Origin of the sequence: Sphingomonas sp. GC_Shp_6 (assembly GCF_026540835.1) — a bacterium.
Taxonomy (GTDB): Bacteria; Pseudomonadota; Alphaproteobacteria; order Sphingomonadales; family Sphingomonadaceae; genus Sphingomonas.
Map to the genome: position 1 here is coordinate 124350 of NZ_JALNUO010000008.1, position 20163 is coordinate 144512.

At 68.0% G+C, this 20163-nt stretch carries 21 protein-coding genes and 1 riboswitch; of the genes, 11 read left to right on the plus strand and 10 right to left on the minus strand.

What is annotated here, in order from left to right; all coding sequences use genetic code 11:
- Positions 1 to 139: 139 nt before the first annotated feature.
- Positions 140 to 1120, plus strand: a complete 981-nt coding sequence (locus OXQ95_RS11400) for a LacI family DNA-binding transcriptional regulator (RefSeq protein ID WP_242098033.1) — start codon at positions 140 to 142, stop codon at positions 1118 to 1120.
- A 36-nt stretch (positions 1121 to 1156) separates the two neighbouring features.
- On the opposite strand, the gene OXQ95_RS11405 is transcribed toward OXQ95_RS11400, so the two are convergent.
- From OXQ95_RS11405 to OXQ95_RS11430, 6 genes are all read right to left on the minus strand, one after another.
- Complete coding sequence (locus OXQ95_RS11405; RefSeq protein ID WP_267381642.1) at positions 1157 to 1846, minus strand: DUF6445 family protein; 690 nt, start codon at positions 1844 to 1846, stop codon at positions 1157 to 1159.
- A gap of 54 nt (positions 1847 to 1900) precedes the next feature.
- Positions 1901 to 2674, minus strand: a complete 774-nt coding sequence (locus OXQ95_RS11410) for an SDR family oxidoreductase (protein ID WP_267381643.1) — start codon at positions 2672 to 2674, stop codon at positions 1901 to 1903.
- Between the two features lie 75 nt (positions 2675 to 2749).
- Positions 2750 to 4597: a sodium:proton antiporter gene (locus tag OXQ95_RS11415; protein ID WP_242098030.1), complete on the minus strand. Its 1848-nt coding sequence runs from the start codon at positions 4595 to 4597 to the stop codon at positions 2750 to 2752.
- Positions 4598 to 4656: 59 nt separating this feature from the next.
- Positions 4657 to 5355 carry a phosphatase PAP2 family protein gene (locus OXQ95_RS11420; RefSeq protein ID WP_267381644.1) on the minus strand — a complete coding sequence of 233 codons (699 nt, stop codon included), beginning with the start codon at positions 5353 to 5355 and terminating at the stop codon, positions 4657 to 4659.
- 40 nt (positions 5356 to 5395) lie between these two features.
- Positions 5396 to 5653 (minus strand): hypothetical protein, encoded by a 258-nt coding sequence (locus tag OXQ95_RS11425; RefSeq protein WP_242098028.1) that lies wholly within the window; start codon positions 5651 to 5653, stop codon positions 5396 to 5398.
- A 195-nt stretch (positions 5654 to 5848) separates the two neighbouring features.
- The gene (locus OXQ95_RS11430) at positions 5849 to 6166 is read right to left on the minus strand and encodes a hypothetical protein (RefSeq protein WP_242098027.1); all 318 of its coding nucleotides are present in this window, start codon (positions 6164 to 6166) and stop codon (positions 5849 to 5851) included.
- A gap of 184 nt (positions 6167 to 6350) precedes the next feature.
- Here OXQ95_RS11430 and OXQ95_RS11435 point away from each other — a divergent pair, with 184 nt between their 5' ends.
- From OXQ95_RS11435 to pnuC, 4 genes are all read left to right on the plus strand, one after another.
- Positions 6351 to 7880: an amidase gene (locus OXQ95_RS11435; RefSeq protein ID WP_267381645.1), complete on the plus strand. Its 1530-nt coding sequence runs from the start codon at positions 6351 to 6353 to the stop codon at positions 7878 to 7880.
- A 106-nt stretch (positions 7881 to 7986) separates the two neighbouring features.
- Positions 7987 to 8096: riboswitch (TPP riboswitch) on the plus strand.
- A 123-nt stretch (positions 8097 to 8219) separates the two neighbouring features.
- Positions 8220 to 10457 (plus strand): TonB-dependent receptor, encoded by a 2238-nt coding sequence (locus OXQ95_RS11440; RefSeq protein WP_267381661.1) that lies wholly within the window; start codon positions 8220 to 8222, stop codon positions 10455 to 10457.
- 26 nt (positions 10458 to 10483) lie between these two features.
- Positions 10484 to 11584: a phosphotransferase gene (locus OXQ95_RS11445; protein ID WP_267381662.1), complete on the plus strand. Its 1101-nt coding sequence runs from the start codon at positions 10484 to 10486 to the stop codon at positions 11582 to 11584.
- Complete coding sequence (gene pnuC, locus OXQ95_RS11450; RefSeq protein ID WP_267381646.1) at positions 11584 to 12156, plus strand: nicotinamide riboside transporter PnuC; 573 nt, start codon at positions 11584 to 11586, stop codon at positions 12154 to 12156. The genes OXQ95_RS11445 and pnuC overlap by 1 nt, the downstream gene beginning before the upstream one ends.
- Positions 12157 to 12243: 87 nt before the next feature.
- On the opposite strand, the gene OXQ95_RS11455 is transcribed toward pnuC, so the two are convergent.
- A complete protein-coding gene (locus tag OXQ95_RS11455; RefSeq protein WP_242098024.1) occupies positions 12244 to 12978 on the minus strand; it encodes an SDR family oxidoreductase in 735 nt (244 codons plus the stop codon).
- 130 nt (positions 12979 to 13108) lie between these two features.
- Here OXQ95_RS11455 and OXQ95_RS11460 point away from each other — a divergent pair, with 130 nt between their 5' ends.
- Positions 13109 to 13420 (plus strand): helix-turn-helix domain-containing protein, encoded by a 312-nt coding sequence (locus tag OXQ95_RS11460; RefSeq protein ID WP_242098023.1) that lies wholly within the window; start codon positions 13109 to 13111, stop codon positions 13418 to 13420.
- 13 nt (positions 13421 to 13433) lie between these two features.
- Here OXQ95_RS11460 and OXQ95_RS11465 read toward each other — a convergent pair whose 3' ends face one another.
- A complete protein-coding gene (locus OXQ95_RS11465; protein ID WP_242098022.1) occupies positions 13434 to 14732 on the minus strand; it encodes an amidohydrolase family protein in 1299 nt (432 codons plus the stop codon).
- 229 nt (positions 14733 to 14961) lie between these two features.
- Here OXQ95_RS11465 and OXQ95_RS11470 point away from each other — a divergent pair, with 229 nt between their 5' ends.
- Together OXQ95_RS11470 and OXQ95_RS11475 are read left to right on the plus strand one after the other, a co-directional pair.
- A complete protein-coding gene (locus OXQ95_RS11470; RefSeq protein ID WP_267381647.1) occupies positions 14962 to 15903 on the plus strand; it encodes an alpha/beta hydrolase in 942 nt (313 codons plus the stop codon).
- Positions 15904 to 16132: 229 nt separating this feature from the next.
- Positions 16133 to 16396: a hypothetical protein gene (locus OXQ95_RS11475; protein WP_242098020.1), complete on the plus strand. Its 264-nt coding sequence runs from the start codon at positions 16133 to 16135 to the stop codon at positions 16394 to 16396.
- 73 nt (positions 16397 to 16469) lie between these two features.
- On the opposite strand, the gene OXQ95_RS11480 is transcribed toward OXQ95_RS11475, so the two are convergent.
- The gene (locus OXQ95_RS11480) at positions 16470 to 17036 is read right to left on the minus strand and encodes a DUF2076 domain-containing protein (protein ID WP_267381648.1); all 567 of its coding nucleotides are present in this window, start codon (positions 17034 to 17036) and stop codon (positions 16470 to 16472) included.
- A 77-nt stretch (positions 17037 to 17113) separates the two neighbouring features.
- Entirely contained in the window at positions 17114 to 18598 is a 1485-nt protein-coding gene (locus tag OXQ95_RS11485) for a PAS domain S-box protein (RefSeq protein WP_267381649.1), read from the minus strand.
- Between the two features lie 201 nt (positions 18599 to 18799).
- Between OXQ95_RS11485 and OXQ95_RS11490 the strand changes: the two genes are divergently transcribed.
- The 3 genes from OXQ95_RS11490 (at position 18800) to OXQ95_RS11500 (ending at position 20133) form a co-directional block, all read left to right on the plus strand.
- Entirely contained in the window at positions 18800 to 19063 is a 264-nt protein-coding gene (locus tag OXQ95_RS11490) for a GlsB/YeaQ/YmgE family stress response membrane protein (protein ID WP_242098017.1), read from the plus strand.
- A 111-nt stretch (positions 19064 to 19174) separates the two neighbouring features.
- The gene (locus OXQ95_RS11495) at positions 19175 to 19480 is read left to right on the plus strand and encodes a hypothetical protein (RefSeq protein WP_267381650.1); all 306 of its coding nucleotides are present in this window, start codon (positions 19175 to 19177) and stop codon (positions 19478 to 19480) included.
- Between the two features lie 23 nt (positions 19481 to 19503).
- The gene (locus tag OXQ95_RS11500; protein WP_242098015.1) at positions 19504 to 20133 is read left to right on the plus strand and encodes a general stress protein; all 630 of its coding nucleotides are present in this window, start codon (positions 19504 to 19506) and stop codon (positions 20131 to 20133) included.
- Positions 20134 to 20163: the final 30 nt, after the last annotated feature.

Here is a 20163-nt window from a genome sequence, read left to right on the forward strand (position 1 = left end):
ATCGATTTGTGAAACCGATTTCAATACGCCTCGCAGGCGCTGCTTGCCGGTGCGGAGAGCGATCCGTAGAACATGCGTCATGGAACTTCCGCAAACGCCGCCACGGCCAGGGAAAACGCCGGCCGGCGAGGCACTGACGATGGACGATATCGCGCGCCTGGCGAACGTCTCCAAGCCGACCGTTTCGCGCGTGCTGAACGACAGCCCGCTCGTTTCCGCCAAGACGCGCGATCACGTGCTGCAGATCGCGCGTGCCAATGGCTATGCGGTCAACCGCAATGCGCAGCGGCTTCGTCAGGCGCGGGCGCATTCGATCGCAGTGGTGCTCGATTTCGGATCGCATCGGTCGGGCGCGATCGGCGATCCGTTCGTGTTCGAACTGCTGGCGGGCATATCGGAGGCGCTGTCGGTCCGGCGGCAGGACCTGCTGCTGTCTCCGCCGGGTTTGGTGGAGGTGGCCGATTTCGTGGACCTGTACCGCTCGCGCGCGGCCGATGGCTTCATCCTCCTCGGGCAGGGCGCGCGCGGCGCGCTGCTGCGCGATCTCGCGCGGGCGGCGATTCCCTTCGTGGTCTGGGGCGCGGTGGAGCCGAACACCCCCTATTGCGCGGTCGGCAGCGACAATCTGCTGGGCGGCCGCCTCGCCGGAGAGCGGTTTCGTGCGATGGGCAAGCGGCGCTGGCTATTCGTCGGCAACACCGACCATCCGGAAATCGCCCTGCGTGCGGCGGGGCTGCGCGCGGCGGCGGAGGGTGCCGACGGCATCGTCATCGACGAGCTGCGGCTCGATTCGATGGCCTATTCGCTCACCTACGAACGCGCCGTGCATCACATCGCCCATCATCCCCGGCCGGACGCGGTGTTCACCTTTTCGGACACCGCGGCGATGGCGGTCATCAGCGCGTTCCGCGAGGCCGGCCACCTGACCCCCGACGATTACGCGCTGGTGGGCTATAACAATATTCCCCCGTCCGCGCATTTCACCCCGGCGATCACCACGATCGAGCAGCAGACCGACATCGCCGGTGCGATCCTGGTGGAAAAGCTGATGCAGATGGTCGACCGCGCGACGGCCCGATCGGCGGTGCTGCCGACCCGGATGATCGTCCGCGAGACCTGAACGCCTGGGTCGCGCGATCGTCCGCAACTGATCCGATCAGCGGGCCGGCCGGCCGCGCACGAAGAAGTTGGCGGTCAGCCGGCCGTCGCGCGGGTTTGTGCTGAACCGCATGTCCGCCGGGATGATACCCGAATGAAGCAGGCTGCCGCGATAGACGACCAGGCGATTGGGCACCGCCTCCACGAACCCGATCTGTTCGAACCACGCGTTCGAGCCGGCGACATAGCCCTGCGCCGCTTCCGCATCCTGCGCCGCCCTCGCGACGAATTGCGCGACATTGCTCGCCGACACGCGTTCGATCCCGGTGGCGCGCTGTCGGTAGAAGCCCGTACCCGACCCCTCCGTGCCACCGACATAGTGGAGCAATGCCAGATAATCCGGATCGACCGAATCGAAATGCGGGGATCGCTGCATCGGGATCAGGCTGTCCGGCGGCGCCGTCACCAGCGAGAAGCTCGCGTCGAGCAGGTCGAATCCGTTCAGGCCGAAGGCGGCGTTGATCGCTGGCACGACGGTGCGCAGGGTGCGCTGCGCATAAGCGACGGCATCGCGGTCGCCGGGCGTGATCGTGCGGCGCAAGCCCGGATAGGCGACCCCGCGCGCCGGCGGAAACGGCGCGAGCGCGGCGGCGGTCTCCACCACCGCCGGGATCGACTCGTCCACTCCGTCGAGCACGAGCACGCCATGGCCGCCCGTGCCGATGGCGTGCTGCGTCGCCTGGACCATGCTTGCCGCTCTCCCTCGTTCGTGCATGTCTTTACAGAGGCGCGGGCAGCCTGCCTATTCGCCGCCTGCCGCGCGTTGCTGTGCGGCGCGTTCCGTCAGCGTCTTCAGCGTTTCGTCGAACCGGCCTTCGCGTTCGGCCTGGCGCAGGAACTGGACCTCGTCGACCAGGATCTCGCGCGGGGTCGGCTGCTGCGCGAACTGCGCCGCGACCGCGTCGGCAAAGGCCTGCAGCGGCATATAGCCGGGGCGTCGCGCCTGACCCGGCGTCAGGTCCGTCTGAACGCCGGGCGGCGCCACCTCGATCACCTCCACCTTGCCCGCGAGTTGCGTGCGCAAGGACACGGTATAGGAATGCACCGCCGCCTTGCTGGCCGAATAGGTCGGCGCGGCGACCAGCGGGACATGGGCGAGGCCCGAGGTGACGGTGACGATCGCGGCGTCGGGCTGCTGCGTCAGATGACCGATCAGCGCGTCGGTCAGCCGGATCGGCCCCAGGATGTTGATCGCCAGCGTCGCCTCGGCGTCGGCGAGATCGCGCGGCGCGGTCAGGTCTTCGAACTTCATGATGCCGGCATTGTTGAACAGCACGTTGAGCGCCGGGAAATCGGCGACGATCTGCTTCGCGAACGCCGTGACGGCCGCGGCATCCTCGACGTCCAGGGTGACCGGGTGGATGCGATCGCGCCCCGCCGCCGCGCGATCGAGTGCATCCCGGCGGCGCCCGGCGATGATGACGGTGTCGCCCCGATCATGGAAGCGGTGGGCGAGGGCTTCGCCGATGCCGCTGCCGCCGCCCGTCATCAGGATGGTGTTGCCGCTGGTCTTCATGGGATGTGCTCCAGGCTGGAAGAGGATCGTCCGCGTCAATGATCGCGGCGCCGGATCGTTCATCGGCGTGGACGTTCACGCCGTGGCGCGTCGACCCGGCAGGCGGAACCGTCGGCGCGGGGCGCGAACCGGCGCGGGGGCGAGCGCGGGCTGGAACAGGCGCACGATCAGGTCGCCGGGCGCCGGCGCGTCGTCGTGCTCGGGGCTGAACAGCGAAAAGGCGCCGGTGGCGCTGACCAGCGCGACGGGCCAACTCGGCTCCCGCGATGCCTTGATCGGCACGCCCTCCGCAACCGGCTCGACGACGAAGGCCGCGCCTTCCTGCATCAGGTCCGACAGTCGCTGGTGGCCCAGATCGGCGTCGACCGCGATCTTGCCGCGCCATTCGCGCGAGGCGGCGTTGCGGCCGGAGCTTTCGTCCGGTGCGGTCTGATAGACGCGCTCGCGGCCGAACTCGCTGGCGAAACGGGTGCAGACCAGTCCGTTATACGCGTCGTCGGGCGTGGCCGCGAGCAGATGCTCGTAGTCGCGCAGATCGACCACCTCCTCGCCCAGCACCGACAGCACCTCGACCCGCATCGTCTGCAGCCCCGCCAGCCGCGCGGCCTTGAGCGCGAGGGCGGAGCGGTCGAGCATCAGCACGGGAACGCCCGCGCCGCGCAACGCCTCGCCGAGCGCCACCGTGAAGGCGGAGGCGCCGACGATCAGCAGCCCGCTGCGCCCGCCCGAGGCGAGGCCCAGGCGGCGTGCCAGCGGCGCGAGCGTGAGGCCGTGCAGCACCACCGTCGATGCGATCACCGCGAAGACGAGCGGCAGCACCAGCCGGGCATCGGGATAACCGGCATTGGCCAGTCTTTCCCCCGCGACGCCCGCGATCGCGGCGGCGACCACGCCGCGCGGCCCGATCCAGCCGACCAGCAGCCGTTCGGCCCAGGTCACCTTCGCCCCGATCGTCGCAAGACCGATCGCCAGCGGCCGCGCGACGAACAGGATCGCCAGCGTCGTCGCCGCGATCGGCCAGCTCAGCATCGTCACGGTCTGCCGGTCGATATTGGCGGTCAGCAGGATGAACAGGCCGGAGACGAGGAAGACGGTGAGCGATTCCTTGAAGCGGCGCAGTTCCTGCAGGCCGGTGACGTCGATATTGGCCAGCACCACGCCGAACAGCGTCGCGCCGACCAGGCCCGTCTCGGGCTGCACCGCTTCGCCGGCCGCGTACACGCCGAGCGCGCCGGCCAGCAGGATCGGCGTTTTCAGATATTCCGGCGCCAGGTCGCGGCGGAACAGCGTGCGGATGCCGAACGGCACGATCAGCCCCAGGGTCGCCGCCACGCCACCGCCCACCAGCGTGCGCCACGTCAGCCGCAGCAGCGCGTCCCCCGTGCTCATCGTCGTCGACAGCGTCAGGAAGCTCAGCACCAGCAGCGTGACGGTGGCGCCGATCGGATCGTTCACGATCGCCTCCCATTTCAGGAAGGACGCCGGCCTAGGTTCGAGCTTGGCCTGCCGCAGCAGCGGCATGATGACGGTCGGTCCGGTGACGACGAGGATGGCACCCACCAGGATCGCCACGGGCCAGCTCAGCCCCGCGACGAAATGCGTCGCGAGCGTCCCGAACACCCAGTTGAGCGGCAAAGCGACCGCGACCAGGCGGAGGACGCCCGAGCCGGCCGAGCGAAGCTCGCGCAGGTTGAGGTTCAGCCCGCCTTCGAAGACAATGATCGCCACCGCCATGCCGATCGCCGGGCGCATGACCTCGCCCAATGCCACGGATGGCTTCACCACGCCCGCGATCGGACCCGCGATCGCGCCGATCACCAAGAGCGGGATGATCGCCGGCAGCCTCAGCCGCCAGCCGAGCCACTGGCCGAACACGCCGGCGACCGCCACGCCGACGATCAGGAGCAGGATCGTGTCTTCCATGCGGGGCGGCCTTCAGATTCGCGTGCGGCAACAAGGCCATGGCCGATGGCTGTAGCGGTTCACCCGGTCGGCGCCAGCCGCGCGATCCTGTTTCCACGGTTATCGCGTGGCGTATCCGATCCTTCGCGCGGCAGATGCGCGCGCACGGCATCGTTGAAATGTTCGGCCGCCACGCCGATCAGCGTTCCCGCGAGCACGTCACCGACATAATGCGTGCCCCGCGGCACCTGGGCGGCGGCGACGGCCATGGCCGCGGTCCGTGCGGCCATGGCATGCTGCGGATAGCTTCGCGCAAAGGCTTGCGCGACGGCGATCGCGCCCGCGCTGTGGCCGGAGGGGAACGCCGTTTCCTCATGATCGTCGCTGTCGCCTGTCCGGACGGCGGGATCGTCGCCGCTGTCGGGCCGGGTGCGGTCGATCACGGCCTTGACGCCGCTCTTGCCCCAGGTGGCCATGGTGTGTGCGGCCAGCATCTTCACGCCGGTCCTGAAAAGACGGCCGTCGCGCCGGATGGCGCCGGCCGTCATGGTGGCGGCGCAGATCAGCCGCATCTGCGGTTGGTCGCCGATGTCACTGACCGCACCGATCACGCGCATCGGCCACGTGTCCCGCTGACGGTTCAAGCGATCGGAAATTTCGCCGTCCGCCTGCGCGAGTCGGGAGAGCAACTGTGTTGGTGTCATCTGGCAGGAACCGCCGAGGCGGCGCGTTGGGTCCCTGCATGATCGCGCGATGTCAGGCCGATGGCCGACCAGCATATGCCGGCTCCGATCGGCGCGACGCTCCTGTCGACAGTGGCTAATCGATCGGGGCGATGCCCGCCTCCGCGAGAATTTCCGGTGCACGGGTGCCGAGTTCGAATTGGCAACGCCGTCCCTGGCCCGGCATCGTCTTCATGCGTTCCAGTCCTGCGACCGGGAGGGTCGAGCACGGCACCGCGGGCAGATAGATCGCTCGACCGCACCAGGCGCATTCATTCGAGCCCAGCGCGCTGGGCTCCGTCGCCCATGGAAGATGCACGTCCTCTCCGACCCCGGCGTCCAACAGATGCATCAAGCGTCCCTCCCTTTATGAAAGGGCAACAGCGAGACGGCCATTTCCGTTCCGCCGAATGCGACTGGACCGTCCGTCATGTGGCCGCCCTGCAAGGCGACCTGGCGCTTTCAGGCGACCGGCGAACGGGCGTGTACGTGCCCCATCCGACAACGCGATCACAAAGAAGCGGGGCGGCATCGCTGCCGCCCCGGTCGATCAATAGCCGCGATCATTGTGCTTGGCGCGGTAGATGTGCCGGCTCGCGCGGTTCTCGCGCTGCTGGATACGGGCCCGATCGTAGCGCGTGAGGCGCCCACCGTCGCGATAGCGCATATGCGCTTCCTGCCGGTCGATCGAACGCTGCTGATGTTCGACGCGCGCGGCCTCGCGCGGGGTCAGCGTTCCGTTGCGGATGCCGCGATCGATGCGATGCTGCTGGTCATAGTGACGTTGATCGACCGACTGGGCCTGTGCGGCGCCCGTCATCAGACCAAGTCCCAGCATCGCGGCGGCAACTCGAGTGGCAATCTTCATGTCGTCTCTCCTTAGAAGGAACGTGATAGGGCCGCGAGGCTGAACGCGCCGGGAACGCGGCTTGCAGCATCGGTTCACGCGGTGAAGCGTGATCCTGCGTTCGCCGATCGCCTTGCAGCCATTCCCCATACGAGATTGACCGCAGCCGCAATGCTTTGCATCCTGCGCGAAGGGAGATCGGTTTATGATCGCAATGGCGTTCGTTCTTTCGATGGCGGCGGCTCCGCCATCCGCCGAGGCCGCGACCAAGGCCGCGATCGCGCGCGTGCGGCGGGTCGATCCGGCGATCCACGCCGTGATCGCGCTCGATCCGACCGCCATCGCCCAAGCGCGTGCGCTCGATCGGAGCCGGGCGGCGCGGGGTGCGCTGTTCGGGATGCCCATCCTCATCAAGGACAATATCGAAACGACGGGGCCGCTTCCCACCACCGCCGGCAGCATGGCGCTGCTCGGCAACGTCACCGGCCGCGACGCGCCGCTGGTGGCGCGCCTTCGCGCCTCGGGCGCGGTGATCCTGGGGAAGACCAATCTGTCGGAATGGGCGAACATGCGCTCGTCGGCATCCATCTCGGGTTGGAGCGCGGTCGGGGGCCAGACGCGCAATCCCCATGCGCTCGATCGCGATCCCTGCGGATCGTCGTCGGGCAGCGGCGCGGCGGTGGCGGCGGGGCTCACCGACGCCGCGATCGGCACCGAAACGGATGGATCGATCACCTGTCCGGCCTCGGTGAACGGCATCGTCGGCCTGAAGCCCACGGTCGGCCTCGTCAGCCGCACGCATGTCGTGCCGATCAGCCACAGCCAGGATACTCCGGGCCCGATGACGAAGGACGTGCGCACCGCCGCGCTGGTGCTGCAGGCGATCGCCGGCACCGACCCGGCCGACGGGGCGACCGCCGAGGCCGATGCGCATCGCGGCGACTATGCCGCCGCGCTCAGGCCCGATGCGTTGAAGGGGGTGCGGATCGGCGTGATGCGGTTCGTGGGACCATGGTCCCCGGCGGTCGAGGCGGTGTTCGCACGCGCGCTCGATGTCCTGCGTGCCCAGGGCGCGACGCTGGTCGACGTCGCCGCACCCAAGGATCGCGAACGGATCGGACCCGCCGAACTCGCGGTGCTGCTGACCGAACTGAAGGTCGATCTCAACGCCTATCTCGCGACCACGCCCGCGACCGTCCCGTCGCGCACCCTGGCCGATCTGATCGCGTTCAACCGCGCCAACCCGCGCGAACTGGCGTTGTTCGGGCAGGACAGTTTCGAAAAGGCGCAGGCGACCAAGGGGCTGAGCGACCCCGCCTACCGCGCGGCACGCGCGCTGTCGCTGCGGCTCGCGGGGCGCGACGGAATCGACGCGCTGCTCGCTGCCAACGGCGTGACCGCGCTCGTGGCGCCGACGATGCCGCCCGCCTGGAAGATCGACGTGGTGAATGGCGATCAAGTCGCCGGCAGCGGCCCCGCCGATCTCGCCGCGGTGGCGGGCTATCCGCACCTGACGGTGCCGATGGGTGCGGTGCGCGGGTTGCCGATCGGCCTGTCGTTCGTCGGCCCGGCGTGGAGCGAGGCGCGGCTGCTCGGCTATGGCTATGCCTATGAACAGGCGTCGGGCGCGCGTCTCGCGCCGACCTTCGCCCCGTCGGTAGAGGGCGACGCGGCGACGGCGCCGTTGCTGGCACCGCTCCACCCCGCCACGCCAACCCCTGTCTCCGTTCGGTGAGCGTCGTCTAAGCCACGATCGGGAGCTACGGGACCGAATGCCGTTCGTGGTTCCATGCGGCCGCCGCGCGATAACAGTATGCACATGGCAGCGAACGCCCTAGACGATCCCCTCCCCGGGGGGCCGCTGACGCGCGGCTGAGAGGTGGGCAGCAGCCCATGACCCGCTGAACCTGATCCGGGTGATACCGGCGTAGGGAGGGTTGGCGGTCTCTTCCGTTGTCCCTCCATGTGGAGTGGACGTGAGACGATGACGGTTATGGCTTGGCGTGATAACGGCGCGACGGTCCTCCGGGGCGGCGCGCTCGCGCTGATGCTGGGTGCGCCGATGGCGTTGCCCATGGTGGCATCGGCGCAGCAGGCCGCTGCCGCCGATCCCGTGCCGGTGGACATCCGGGTGATCGGGCGCCGCGATCCGGAGGACCTGCTGCCCGACCAGACCGAGCCCAAGGCGGTCAGCGCGATCTCCACGGCGTTCATCGCCAAACAGGCGCCGACGCTCAACGCCTTCCAACTGGTAAACCTGCTGCCGGGAGCGAACGTGTCGTCGAGCGATCCCTATGGTCTCTCGACCAGTTCGAGCCTTACCCTGCGCGGATTGGGCCAGGACGAGATCGGCGTGCTGCTGGAAGGCGCGCCGCAGAACGACATCGGCTATTATTACGCCTATCCCGCGCAGTTCGCCGATGCCGAGAACGTGAAGCGGATCGCGCTCGCGCAAGGCGCGGTCGACATCGATGCCCCGACCATCGGTGGCGCAGGCGGGCTGTTGTCGCTGTCGCTCGACGATCCGCAGGCACGGGCCGGCGGTCTGCTCGACGTCTCGGCCGGATCGTACGCCGCCGCACGGATATTCGCCCGGATCGATACCGGGACGATCGGGCGAACCGGCCTGCGCGGCTTCGTCTCCTATTCGTACACGCGCGCGGATAATTGGCGTGGCGCGGGGTACGACGTCCGCCAGCATGTCGATGCCAAGCTGCTGGACGAATGGGGCGACGGCAACCGCGCCAGCCTGGCATTGTCGTTCAACGCGGCCAATTCCTCGACCTATCCCAGCCCCACGCTCGCGGACTGGCAGGCGTCTGGCCGCGGCTTCAACTACGACGCGCGCTACACCGCGGGCGATACGAATTACTGGCGGCTCTACCGTGCGCCGTTCCGCAATTTCTACGCCTCCGCGCCGGTGCACCTGACGCTCGGCGACGCCATCGCGCTCGACAGCACGACCTACCTGCAGCTCGGCTATGGCAATTCGCCTTATGGGACGCAGTTGAGCACGACCGGCAATTTCCTCGGCAACGAGGCGCTGGCCCAGCCGATCGCCTTGCCCGGCGCGGTGGACGGGGTGGCGACCGTGCTGGGCAACTATACCGGCGATCAGCTTCGTACCGGCAACGTCAGCAAGCTGACGCTGACCGCGGGCGCGCACCGCATCACCGCTGGGCTGTGGTTCGATTACGGCACCGACCGGGTGATCCAGTCCTACACGCCGATCAACGCCGACGGAAACCCGATCGACCCATGGGGTCACGAGGCGAACGCGATCCGCACCGCCGACGGCCGTCTGCTCGCCTATGAGAACGAGCGCACGGTGACCGTGACCAAGGCGTTCTTCCTGGCCGATCATGTGACGCTCACGCCGCGGCTGTCGGTGGATGTCGGGTTCAAGGGCGTCGACGTCCTGCGGGACGGTCGCAACGATCTGCCCGGCCCGCAGACGAGGGTTCGTCTCGACAGCTTCGCGGCGCTGCCGCGGGCGGCGGTCCATTACGATCTCGACGATCGTCAGCAGATCTTCGCCAACCTCACGACCAATTTCCGCACGCCGAACGAGTTCACGCTGTTCGACAGCTATGAGGGTGGCGCGCTGAGCGGTGCGGGCACGACCGTGGTGAAGAACGAATACGCGATCTCGCAGGAACTCGGCTATCGCTATATCGGGCCGAGCCTGTCCGCGTCGGTGACCGGGTTTCATTATGATTTCCGCAACCGGCAATTGGCCACGATCGTCGATGTCGGTGGCGCTCAGGTCAGTTCGACGCTGAACGCCGGATCGCAGCGATCCTACGGCGTCGATGCCGAGATCGACTATCGCCCGGCGCGGAGCGTCAGCGTTTATCTGTCGGGCGAGTATCTTCATGCGCGGCTGGGCGACGATCTGCCGGTCGGCGGGGACCTTTTACCCACGCGCGGCAAGCATGCGGTGTCCAGCCCGACGTTCCAGTTCGGCAGCGGCGGCACCTATGACGACGGACGCCTCTTCGGCAGCTTCGCGCTGAAATATGTCGGCCGCCAATATGCGACGTTTATGAACGACGAGAGCATCAAGGGCTATGCCACGCTCGACCTGTCCGTCGGCCTGCACCTAGCCGACTGGATCGACGGGAAGCGTACCGACCTGCGCATCAATGCGATCAACGTGACCGATCCGCGCGTGCTGTCGGGCGTCCAGGCGGTCACCACCAACGCGCATGATGCCACCGGCCGGGGCGGCACGGTGATCGCTGGTTCGGCACCCGCTTATTATATCGGAAGCGGGGCGGCCGTGATGGCGACGTTGTCGCGCGGATTCTGAGCGTGACCGGCCACCGGGTTCACGGCATGGGCACCGAGATGACTGCCCCGACCTGGCCGGCTATCACCGCCGACGAGGCGGCGGCGACGCTCGCGCACTTCCCGGCGGCGGGGGGGCTGACCGGGGTCCATTGGCATTCTCCCCGGCCCTTTTCCGCTGCGGCGTTGGTCCACGCCACGCACGGCGCGTTCGTGCTGAAGCGCCATCATCGCGGCGTGCGCTCGCCGCAGGGGCTGGCGGAGGAACATGCGTTCGTCGCGCACCTGGGACGCGGCATCTCGGTGCCCGGTCTGATGACGGCTACGGATGGGACGACGGCCATCGCGCTGGGCGAGTGGACCTACGAGTTGCACCGCCAGGCGCCGGGCGCCGACCTGTACCGCGACCGGCTGTCATGGACGCCGTTCCTGTCGCACGCGCATGCTGGCGCAGCCGGCATGGCGCTTGCGCGGCTGCATCGGGCTTCGCAAGGGTTCGATGCGCCGGCACGCCGCAGCCAGCCCCTCGTCGCCAGTTTCACCATCCTGCCCGCCGCCGACCCGATGGCGGCGGCGGAGGCCTATGTCGCATCGCGGCCGGCGCTGGCTGCATTTCTGTCGAAGCGGCCGTGGCGGCGGCAACTGGCGGCGCTGATCGCGCCATCGGGAGACAGGCTGGCGTCGCGTCTGGCGGCCGAACGATCGCTGTGGACGCACAACGACTTCCATCCCTCCAACCTGTTGTGGAGGGCGGACGGAGCGGTCGAGACGGTGTTCGACTTCGGTCTGGCGGACCGGACCTGCGCCATCCACGATCTGGCGATCGCGATCGAACGCACCGCCATCGCCTGGCTCAGGCTGGGGCAGGGCGACGACGACGACATCGCCGATCCCGGCGCGGCGCTCGCGCTGCTGGCCGGCTATGCGACGATCGTGCCGCTGAGCCGCCGCGAACGTGAGACGCTCATCGGCTTGCTGCCTCTGGTGCATCTCGAATTTGCGCTGTCCGAGATCGACTATTTCGCCGGTGTCGCGTCGGATGGGGCTTCCGCCGCGCTCGCGTGGGACGGATATCTGCTCGGTCACGCCGCATGGTTCCGGTCGCCGCCAGGGCGAGACTTCCTGCTGCGGATCGGGCAGGGCGCCTGATGTCGGCGCTGGAAATCGCCGCCGTCGCCACCAGCTTCCTGGCGATCTGGCTCACCGCGCGGCGTCGGATGCTGTGCTGGCCGATCAACCTCGTTGCTTGCGCGTTGTACTTCGAGCTGTTCCTCGACGTGCGCCTGTATGCCGATATGATGCTGCAGGTGATGTTCGGTGCCGGCATCCTCTATGGCTGGATCAACTGGGCGCGCGGAGAGCAGCAAGCGGGAACGGTCGTCGTCGTTCCGCTGCGCGCCGCGCCGGTCGGGGCTGGGCTGGTGGCCGGTGCGCTCGGGGCGGTCGCGATCGGATGGTTCACCAGCAACCACACCGACGCGGCCCTGCCATGGCTGGACGCGACGCTCAGCAGCTTCAGTCTCGTCGCGCAATGGTGGACCGCGCGGCGCCATCGCGAGAGCTGGCTGCTGTGGATCGCGGTGGATGCGATCTATGTCGGGCTGTTCGCGTTCAAGGGGCTGATGCTGACCGCGGGGCTCTACGCCGCGCTCATCGTGCTTGCGGTCCTGGGCTTTGCGGGCTGGCGCCGGAGACGCGCGGACGTTTGCGACGAAGCCTGACGCCTATGGGGTCGTTGCGTCCCACCCGATCGTCGGTGTGCGCGTATCGGCTCCTCCAAGGTCAGCGGAGGAGCCGATCGCCGTCCATCACGCCGTCGCGCCGCCGTCGATGTTGAGCGTGGTGCCCGTGATATAGCTCGCATCGGGCCCGGCCAGGAACGAGACCGCGCCCGCGATCTCCTCGACCTTGCCGTAGCGGCCAAGGGGGATGAACCCGATCATCTGCTGCGCGAACGCGCCGTCGGCGGGATTCAGGTCGGTGTCGATCGGTCCCGGTTGCACGGTGTTGACCAGGATATTGCGCGATGCGAGATCCTTCGCCCAACCGCGTGCCAGCGCCGCCACCGCTGCCTTGGTGGCGCTGTAGACCGCGGTCGCCGGGAAGGCGAGCTCGCCCGATATGCTGCCGATCAGGATGATCCGCGCGCCGTCTCCCAGGTGCGGCAACGCCGCACGCGTGCCCACGTGCAGGCCCTTCACGTTCACGCCGAACTGGTGATCGAAGGTCTCGTCGCTATCCTCGGCGACGGCGGAAAATTCGGCCACGCCGGCATTGTGGACCAGGATGTCGATCGCGCCCAGCGCCGCTGCGGCCTGTTCGACGCCCGCGCGCTGCGACGCAGGATCGGCGGCATCGGCCTGGAACGCGAAGCCGGTGCCTCCGGCGCTCTCGATCGCCGCCACGGTCGCATCGGCCGCGGCCTTGTTGCCCGCATAGGTGATCGCGACGGCCGCGCCATCGGCCGCCAGCCGCTTGGCGATCGCCGCGCCGATGCCGCGCGAGCCTCCGGTGACGAGTGCCTTCTTGCCCTGAAGTGACATGTGAAATCTCCGCAATGTCGCCCGCGATCACGCCATCGTGCGCTGCCGGCAGGCAGGGAGATAGGGCATGATCCAAACGGTTCAACATTCCCGAACTATTAAACTTGTCGGATCTTCCTATATCCAGGGCATGCCCCGATTTTCCCATCCCAGGCTGGAGGACGTGCCGCTCGATCTGGCGCTCCACGCGCTGGCCGATCCCAATCGGCTGAGCATGGTCGCACGCCTGGCGGTGACGGAGCGGCTGAGTTGCACGGATGCGGCACCGTGCGAGTCGATCCCGAAAAGCACGCTGTCGAACCATCTGAAATTGCTGCGCGCTGCGGGGCTGATCGAGACGAACCAGGCCGGGCGCGAGATGATCAACACCCTCCGCCGCGCCGATTTCGATCGCCGCTTTCCAGGCTTGCTCGACGCGGTGCTGGCCAATCAGCCGAGGTGAGGCGTCTTTCGGGTCATTTCATGGGGATTGGCTTCCCCATCACCATGACATAGGCGACGTGAGTCACCGCGTTCGGATCGACCAGCGGGTCGCCATCGACCGCGATCAGGTCGGCGCTCTTGCCGGGGGTGAGCGTTCCGGTTTCGGTCGATAGCCCCATCAGGTCGGCGCCGCCCTTCGTCGCGGCGATCAGCGCATCGCGCGGGGTCATGCCGCCCTTCGCAACCATGAGCCCGATCTCCTGCGCATTCTGGCCATGGGGAAACACGCCTGCGTCGGTGCCGAGCGCGATCTTGATGCCGCCCTTGTAGGCGCGGTTCAGGCCGACGCCCCAGGCCTCGAACGCCTGCCGGGCCTTCTTCTCGCTCGAAGGCTGCAACAGACCCTTGCCGATCATGCCCACCGCCCCGCGAAAGGCCAGCAATGTTGCGACATAATAGGTGCCGTGCGCCTTCATGTCCGCAATGCCCTGCGCATCGACGAAGGTGCCGTGCTCGACGGAATCGACCCCGGCCCGCACCGCCGCATCGATCCCCTTCGCGCCGTGAGCATGGGCGGCGACCTTCAGGTGAAGCGCGTGGGCGGTGTCGATGATGGCCTTCATCTCGGCATCGGAGAAATGCTGTTCGAGGCCGATGTCCCCGGGATCGAGCACGCCGCCCGTCGCCATGAACTTGATGAGGTCGACGCCTTCGGCCGCGAGCCGCCGAACCGCCTTGCTGCATTCCTCGGTCCCCGTGCAGACGGTGAACATCTCCGGCGTGGCGGCGATCGCATCGCGCAGTTCCGGCGAGAGCCCGACCGCGGGATCGGCATGCCCGCCGATCATCGAGAGCGGCTGGCCCGATACTTCGATCCGCGGCCCGGGCACGCTGCCATCGCGCACCGCATCGCGAACCGCGATGGCGGAGGTTCCGCTCGATCCGACATCGCGCACCGTCGTGAAGCCCGCGCGTGCGGTGATGAGCGCGTTCTTGACGCCGGTGATCGCCGCATAGCTCTGGGAATATTTGGGCCGGAGCGTCTCGTACCAGGGGAGGTTCGCGTCGCTGGTCAGATGGACGTGGACGTCGATCAATCCGGGCATCACCGTCTTGGTGCGCATGTCGACGACGGTCGCGCCGGCGGGCGCGGTCGCACCATCTTCGATTCCCGTGATACGCCCGTCGGTGACGATGACGGTCGAGGGGCCGCGCTCGGGTGCAGCGGCATCCACGATCAGCCGGCCCGCTTGGATCGCGAAGGTATCCGCATGCGCCGCGGACGCGACGAGCGCCATGGCGGTAGCAGCGGCGGTCGTGATTTTCAGCATGCGTATCTCTCCTCTGCTGCCATCGTATATGCGGCAGTGGACGGGTTTCGATCCGGCGTTGCAAGCCCCTAAATATCGGAAGAAGCTAGGGTCGATCGGGCGGATCGGTTGCCCCAAGGCAACCGCCGACCACGCCTCTCACCACATTGCCTCTTCCTTCTCCATCCATGATAGCGCTAACTTCGTTGATGCCCGAGACGCGGATGAGCGGCGCCGGGATGGGAGAGAGATGATGTGGACAAACGGATCGAACGGACGCGCCGGGCTATGGCTGCTGGCCGGATTGGCATGTGCGTTCGCCGTGCCGGTGCAGGCGCAGGATGACCGCATGGCGTCCATTCCGATGCCCATGCAGGCGCGCGCGATCGAACTCGGCACGGGCAAGCTGCCCGGCGCAACGGCGCCCGAGGCTTGGTATACCCAATATGGCAGCCGGTTCGCGCGCAACGTCGTCGTGGCGACGCTGACGCCCTATCTGCCCGACCCGGCCAAGGCGACGGGCGCGGCGGTGATCGTGGCGCCCGGCGGCGGGTTCCGGACGCTGTCGATGGAGAATGAGGGGGCCGACGTCGCGCAAGCGCTTGCGGCGCAGGGCGTCGCCGCCTTCGTGCTCAAATATCGGCTGAACCAGACGCCGGCGGACATGTCCGGCTTCGAACGGTCGATGCGCGAGATGTTCTCCGGCGCGGCGCGGCCGCCGCAGCCGAACCGGCCGAGCCTGGGCGCGGACCTCGGGCCCCAGCTCGCCGACGCCCGCGCGGCCTTCGCGCTGGTGCGCCGCCGTGCCACGGAATGGCATGTCGATCCGACGAAGATCGGCATGATCGGCTTTTCGGCGGGCGCAATGCTGACGCTGACCACCGAACTCTCGGGCGGCGACGCGAAGCCGGCCTTTCTCGGCGTGATCTACGGCCCGCTCGCCCCCGTGACCGTCCCGTCCGACGCGCCGCCGATGTTCGTCGCGCTAGCGGCCGACGATCCCTTTTTCGGCGGTGGCGGATACGGCCTGATCGATAGCTGGCGCGCGGCGAAGAAGCCGGTCGAGTTCCACCTGTTCGAACAGGGCGGTCATGGCTTCGGCATGTATCACAAGACGACAACCAGCACCGGCTGGTTCGACGAGTTCACGCGCTGGCTGACCATGCACGGCTGGGCCAGGTCGGAGCAGTGAGGCACGGCGTGGGCGGCGGATCGCCGATTGGTCCTGCGCACCTCGGATCCGTCAGGCTCCCGACCGAGCGCCCGTTTCCGGTAGGCGCTGTCCGGTCACGGCTCGCCTCGTTTACGGGCGATCGTGACCGGCTCGGCGTGCCGACCAGGAGCGATGCTGCGTGATCGATACGCTGATGTAATCCTGAAGGGCTTTGACCTGCCGGGCGCTTCGCCCTTATCGTCGCGCGATGGCGAGAAAGAAGCGCTATCTGACCGCGACCATGGCCGATGGCTATGTGAAGACGATCGGCCCCACCGCCGCGCCGTTCACGCATTTCTGGCGGATCGTGGCGGATCTCCACAACGGTAAGACGGAGGTTTTCTGGGGCCATTCCCCGTCCGCAAAAGACGCGGCCGGCAAGAAGACCGCAGCCGCCGAGGCGGCGCGGCAACGCGGCTGGGCCGGCTTCCAGTTCGAAGTCGTCGCGCTTCGCGAAAGCCAGGACGGCTAACGATCGCGAAGAACGCAACGGGACGATGCTTTCGCAAGATCACCACCCCGCGCTTCCCGCCCGCGTCCTTGTGTCAGTTGCCGTCGTCGTAATCGCCATCGTCGCGGTCGTCGTCGCCGTAATTGTTGATGGTCACGTCCTGCGGCGCGCCCATGAACCCCTGACCGCCGCCGAACATCCCGCCGCCGCGATGGCCGAACAGGTCCGACATGCCGGAGAACAGCATCTCGCCGCCGGCGACGCCGGCCGCGGTCGTGCCGGCGGTTCGGAGGAAGCTGCCGAGGCCGCCGCCCCCCGAGAAGATGCCGGGACGATCGTCGGGCGGCGGCGGCGCATAGGGCTGCGCGGTCCGCGTGCCCCATGGGCCCGCTCCACCCTGGGGCAGGAACGACGCGGATGCGGGCGCGGCCTGCTGCTGCTGCTGCTGCTGCTGCTGCTCGAGTTCGGCGATGCGCTGTTGCGCCGCGTGCAGCGACTGATCGGCGACGATCGCATGCTGCACCAGAAGATAGGCCGCATCGGGGTTGGCGGCGAGCGCCTGCCGGATCAGGCCATCGGCCTCGGCATCCTTCGGTCCCGCCCGCGTCGATGCGAGATCCTCGAGAAAACGGCTCAGCAATGCGCGTTCGTCGGTATTCATGGCCCAAACTCCATCTGACGACGCTCAGATCGTGCGCCTGTCGCGTCCGTCAAGGCCGCCATCGCGCGGGGGTGTGCTCAGCGGTCCGCCACGCGGCCGCCGATGCCGCGTTCGCGCGCCCAGATTACCGCGGCGCTGCGCCGGTTGACGCCGATCTTGGCGTAGAGACGCGAGACATGGTTGCGCACGGTGTTGCCGGTGAGCTTCAGCGCGCCGGCGATGGCATCGTTGTCGAGCCCCTCGCAGATGAACTCCAGGACCTCGCGCTCGCGCTTGCTGAGGTCGGGCGCGGAAGGGGAGGCAGGGGCGCCGGTGCCGCGCAGCGTCGCCAGCTTGTCCATGATCGAGCGGCCGAACCAGCTCGCGTCCTTCATCACCGCCTCGATCGCGTCGACCAGCTCCAGTTCGCTGTGCCGCCGCGCGGTCACGTCCTGGTACAGCCACAGCACGCAGCGCCCGCCGCGCACGTCGATCGCCTCCGCCGACACCAGACAGTCGATCGGATCGCCCTGTTTCGGCAGCACGCGGACGTCGCAGGTGCGCACGCCGCCGTTCTGCGCGATCTCCGCCTCCATCGATCGGCGCTGCGCCGCGTCGTTCCAGAGCTGAAACTCGTCCACCATCCGGCCGATCAGTTCGTGCCCGGTATGGCCGGTCATCCGGACGAACGCCTCGTTGATCTCCACGATGCGGTTCTCGGTCGCGGACGTCACCGCCATCGCCACGGGCGCGAGCCGGAACATGGTGGTGGAGCGATGCTCGCTCGCGCGCAGCGCATGCTCGGCCTTGCGGCGCGGATCGAGGTCGGCGAAGGTGAACAACATACAGGCCTGCTCGGCCACCTCGATCGGCTGGCCGGCGAGGATGACGAACCGGGTGGTGCCGTCGGGCAGAGGCAGCTCGGCCTCGATCTGCGGGATGGTCGATCCCTCGGCGAGCCGCGCGGCGACGAAGGCGTGGCGTTCGGTCTTGGCGAGGATGTCGAGATCGCGCAGGTGCTTGCCCTCGATCGCGTCGCGCGCGCAGCCGCACAGTTCGGCGAACCCCGCATTGACGCGGATATAGCGCTGGTCCGCGAGGCGAAGGATCAGCGCCGGGGCGGGGTTGGCCTGAAACATCGCCTCGAACCGTGCCTCGGCGTCGTAACGCTCCGACACGTCTTGGATGACGAGCGCGAGGCAGTCCGGCTCGCCGCCATCCTCGTCCATCACCACGTCGTGGACCTCGTGGGTCCAGCGCGGCTCGTTGGTGCCGACCGGCGCGACCTCGACCACCAGATCGGGGAAGCTGTCGCCCGCGAGCATGCGCATGATCGGATATTCGCGCTTCGCCAGCCGGCGATGGTTGCGATAGCGCAGCGAGAAACGCTGGCAATAATCGTCGGCGGTGGCGCCGAGATCCTCCGTTTTCCTGACGCCGTGCATGCGCAGCGCGGCGGCGTTCGCGCTGATGAGCACGCCCGAGGGATCCACCAGGATGACGCCTGCGGTCAGATCCTGCATGAGCTGTTCGAGGTGGCGCAGCGAGGGCGTGTGGATGGCGTTGGTCCTGTCGTCGGTCATGGGGTAGGAAGCCGCCGGCGGGCCCGGCGGTTCCGGCGCGATGTCGCTGAAACTACCAAGTGCATGCGCCTTTTCATACCAACGCGCGCGGTCACGCGAAGGCCGCGCAATGAACGTCCGATTGCGATGGGGGTTGAGCCATCCGAACTACGCTGAGCGAAACGGCATCCCGCCGTATCGCAGCGCGAAGTCGGAGGGCATATGGGTCTCATCATTCTTCTCGTCGTCGGCGGCCTCATCGGCTGGGTCGCCAGCATGATCATGCGCGACAATAACGGCATCATCATCAACGTGATCGTCGGCATTGTCGGTGCCATGCTCGCCGGGTTCGTCGTCACCCCGCTGATCGGCGGCGCGCCCATCACCAGTGGCGTCATCAACATCGGGACGATCGGCGTGTCGCTGCTCGGCGCGATCGTGCTGCTCGCCATCATCAACCTCTTTCGCCGCGGCACGGTCCGCTGAGCGGGCGCCGACCCGATCGGTGAATTTCGCCAAGCGCCGTTCCGGTCTCTCGTACGTTGAGGGCGAGCGCACTGGAACGGCAGGCGCCAACGAACACGCAAGGAGAGAAACATGCACAAAAAGATCATCGTCGCCGCCTTCGCGGCCAGCATGGCGACGGCCGCGTTCGCGCAGGCCGATGCGGGATCGCACAACCCGGCGGTGAAGAACCCGACCGTGCACACCACGGCGATGGCCGCCAGGGGCCGCAATTCGTTCACGGAAAGCCAGGCGCGCGGGCGCATCGCCAAGGACGGCTATACCGGCATCAGCAAGCTCGCCAAGAACCAGAACGGTGTCTGGCAGGGCACCGCGATGAAGGGCGGCGCCAAGGTGAACGTCGCGCTCGACTATAAGGGCAACGTCACCGTCCATTGATCCCGGCATTCAGGAGAACGACCATGTCCAAGACCATCACACGCCTGTTCGACGACTATACCGACGCGAGCGCCGCGGTGCGCGATCTCGAAGCGCTTGGCATCGACCATGACGACATCAGCATCGTCGCCAACAACACGCATGGCCAGCATGCCGTCGGCGACCATGAGGGCGTCAACGACCATGGCGATGTCAGCCGCGGTACGTCGACGGGCGCGCTGCTGGGCGGCGCGGGCGGCCTGCTGGCCGGTCTGGGCCTGCTCGCCATTCCCGGCCTCGGTCCGATCGTCGCCGCCGGCTGGCTCGCCGCGACCGCGGCGGGTGCCGGCATCGGCGCAGCGGGCGGTGCGGCCACCGGCAGCCTTGTGGGCGCGCTGAAGAACTCGGGCCATTCCGAGGAGGAGGCGAACGTCTATTCCGAGGGCGTGCGCCGCGGCGGCACGCTGGTCAGCGCCAAGGTGGACGAGGCCGACGTCGCGCGCGCCGAGGCCGTGCTCGACCGCAACCGCTCGGTCGATATCGCCTCGCGCGGTGCGGCCTATCGCCAGTCGGGCTGGACCAGCTTCGATGCCGACGCGCCCGCCTATACGAGCGACGAGATCGACCGCGATCGGGCAGGCTATGCCGCCACGACGGGGACGACACGCTACTGACATGACGCGCCGGGAGGGTTGATGCCCTCC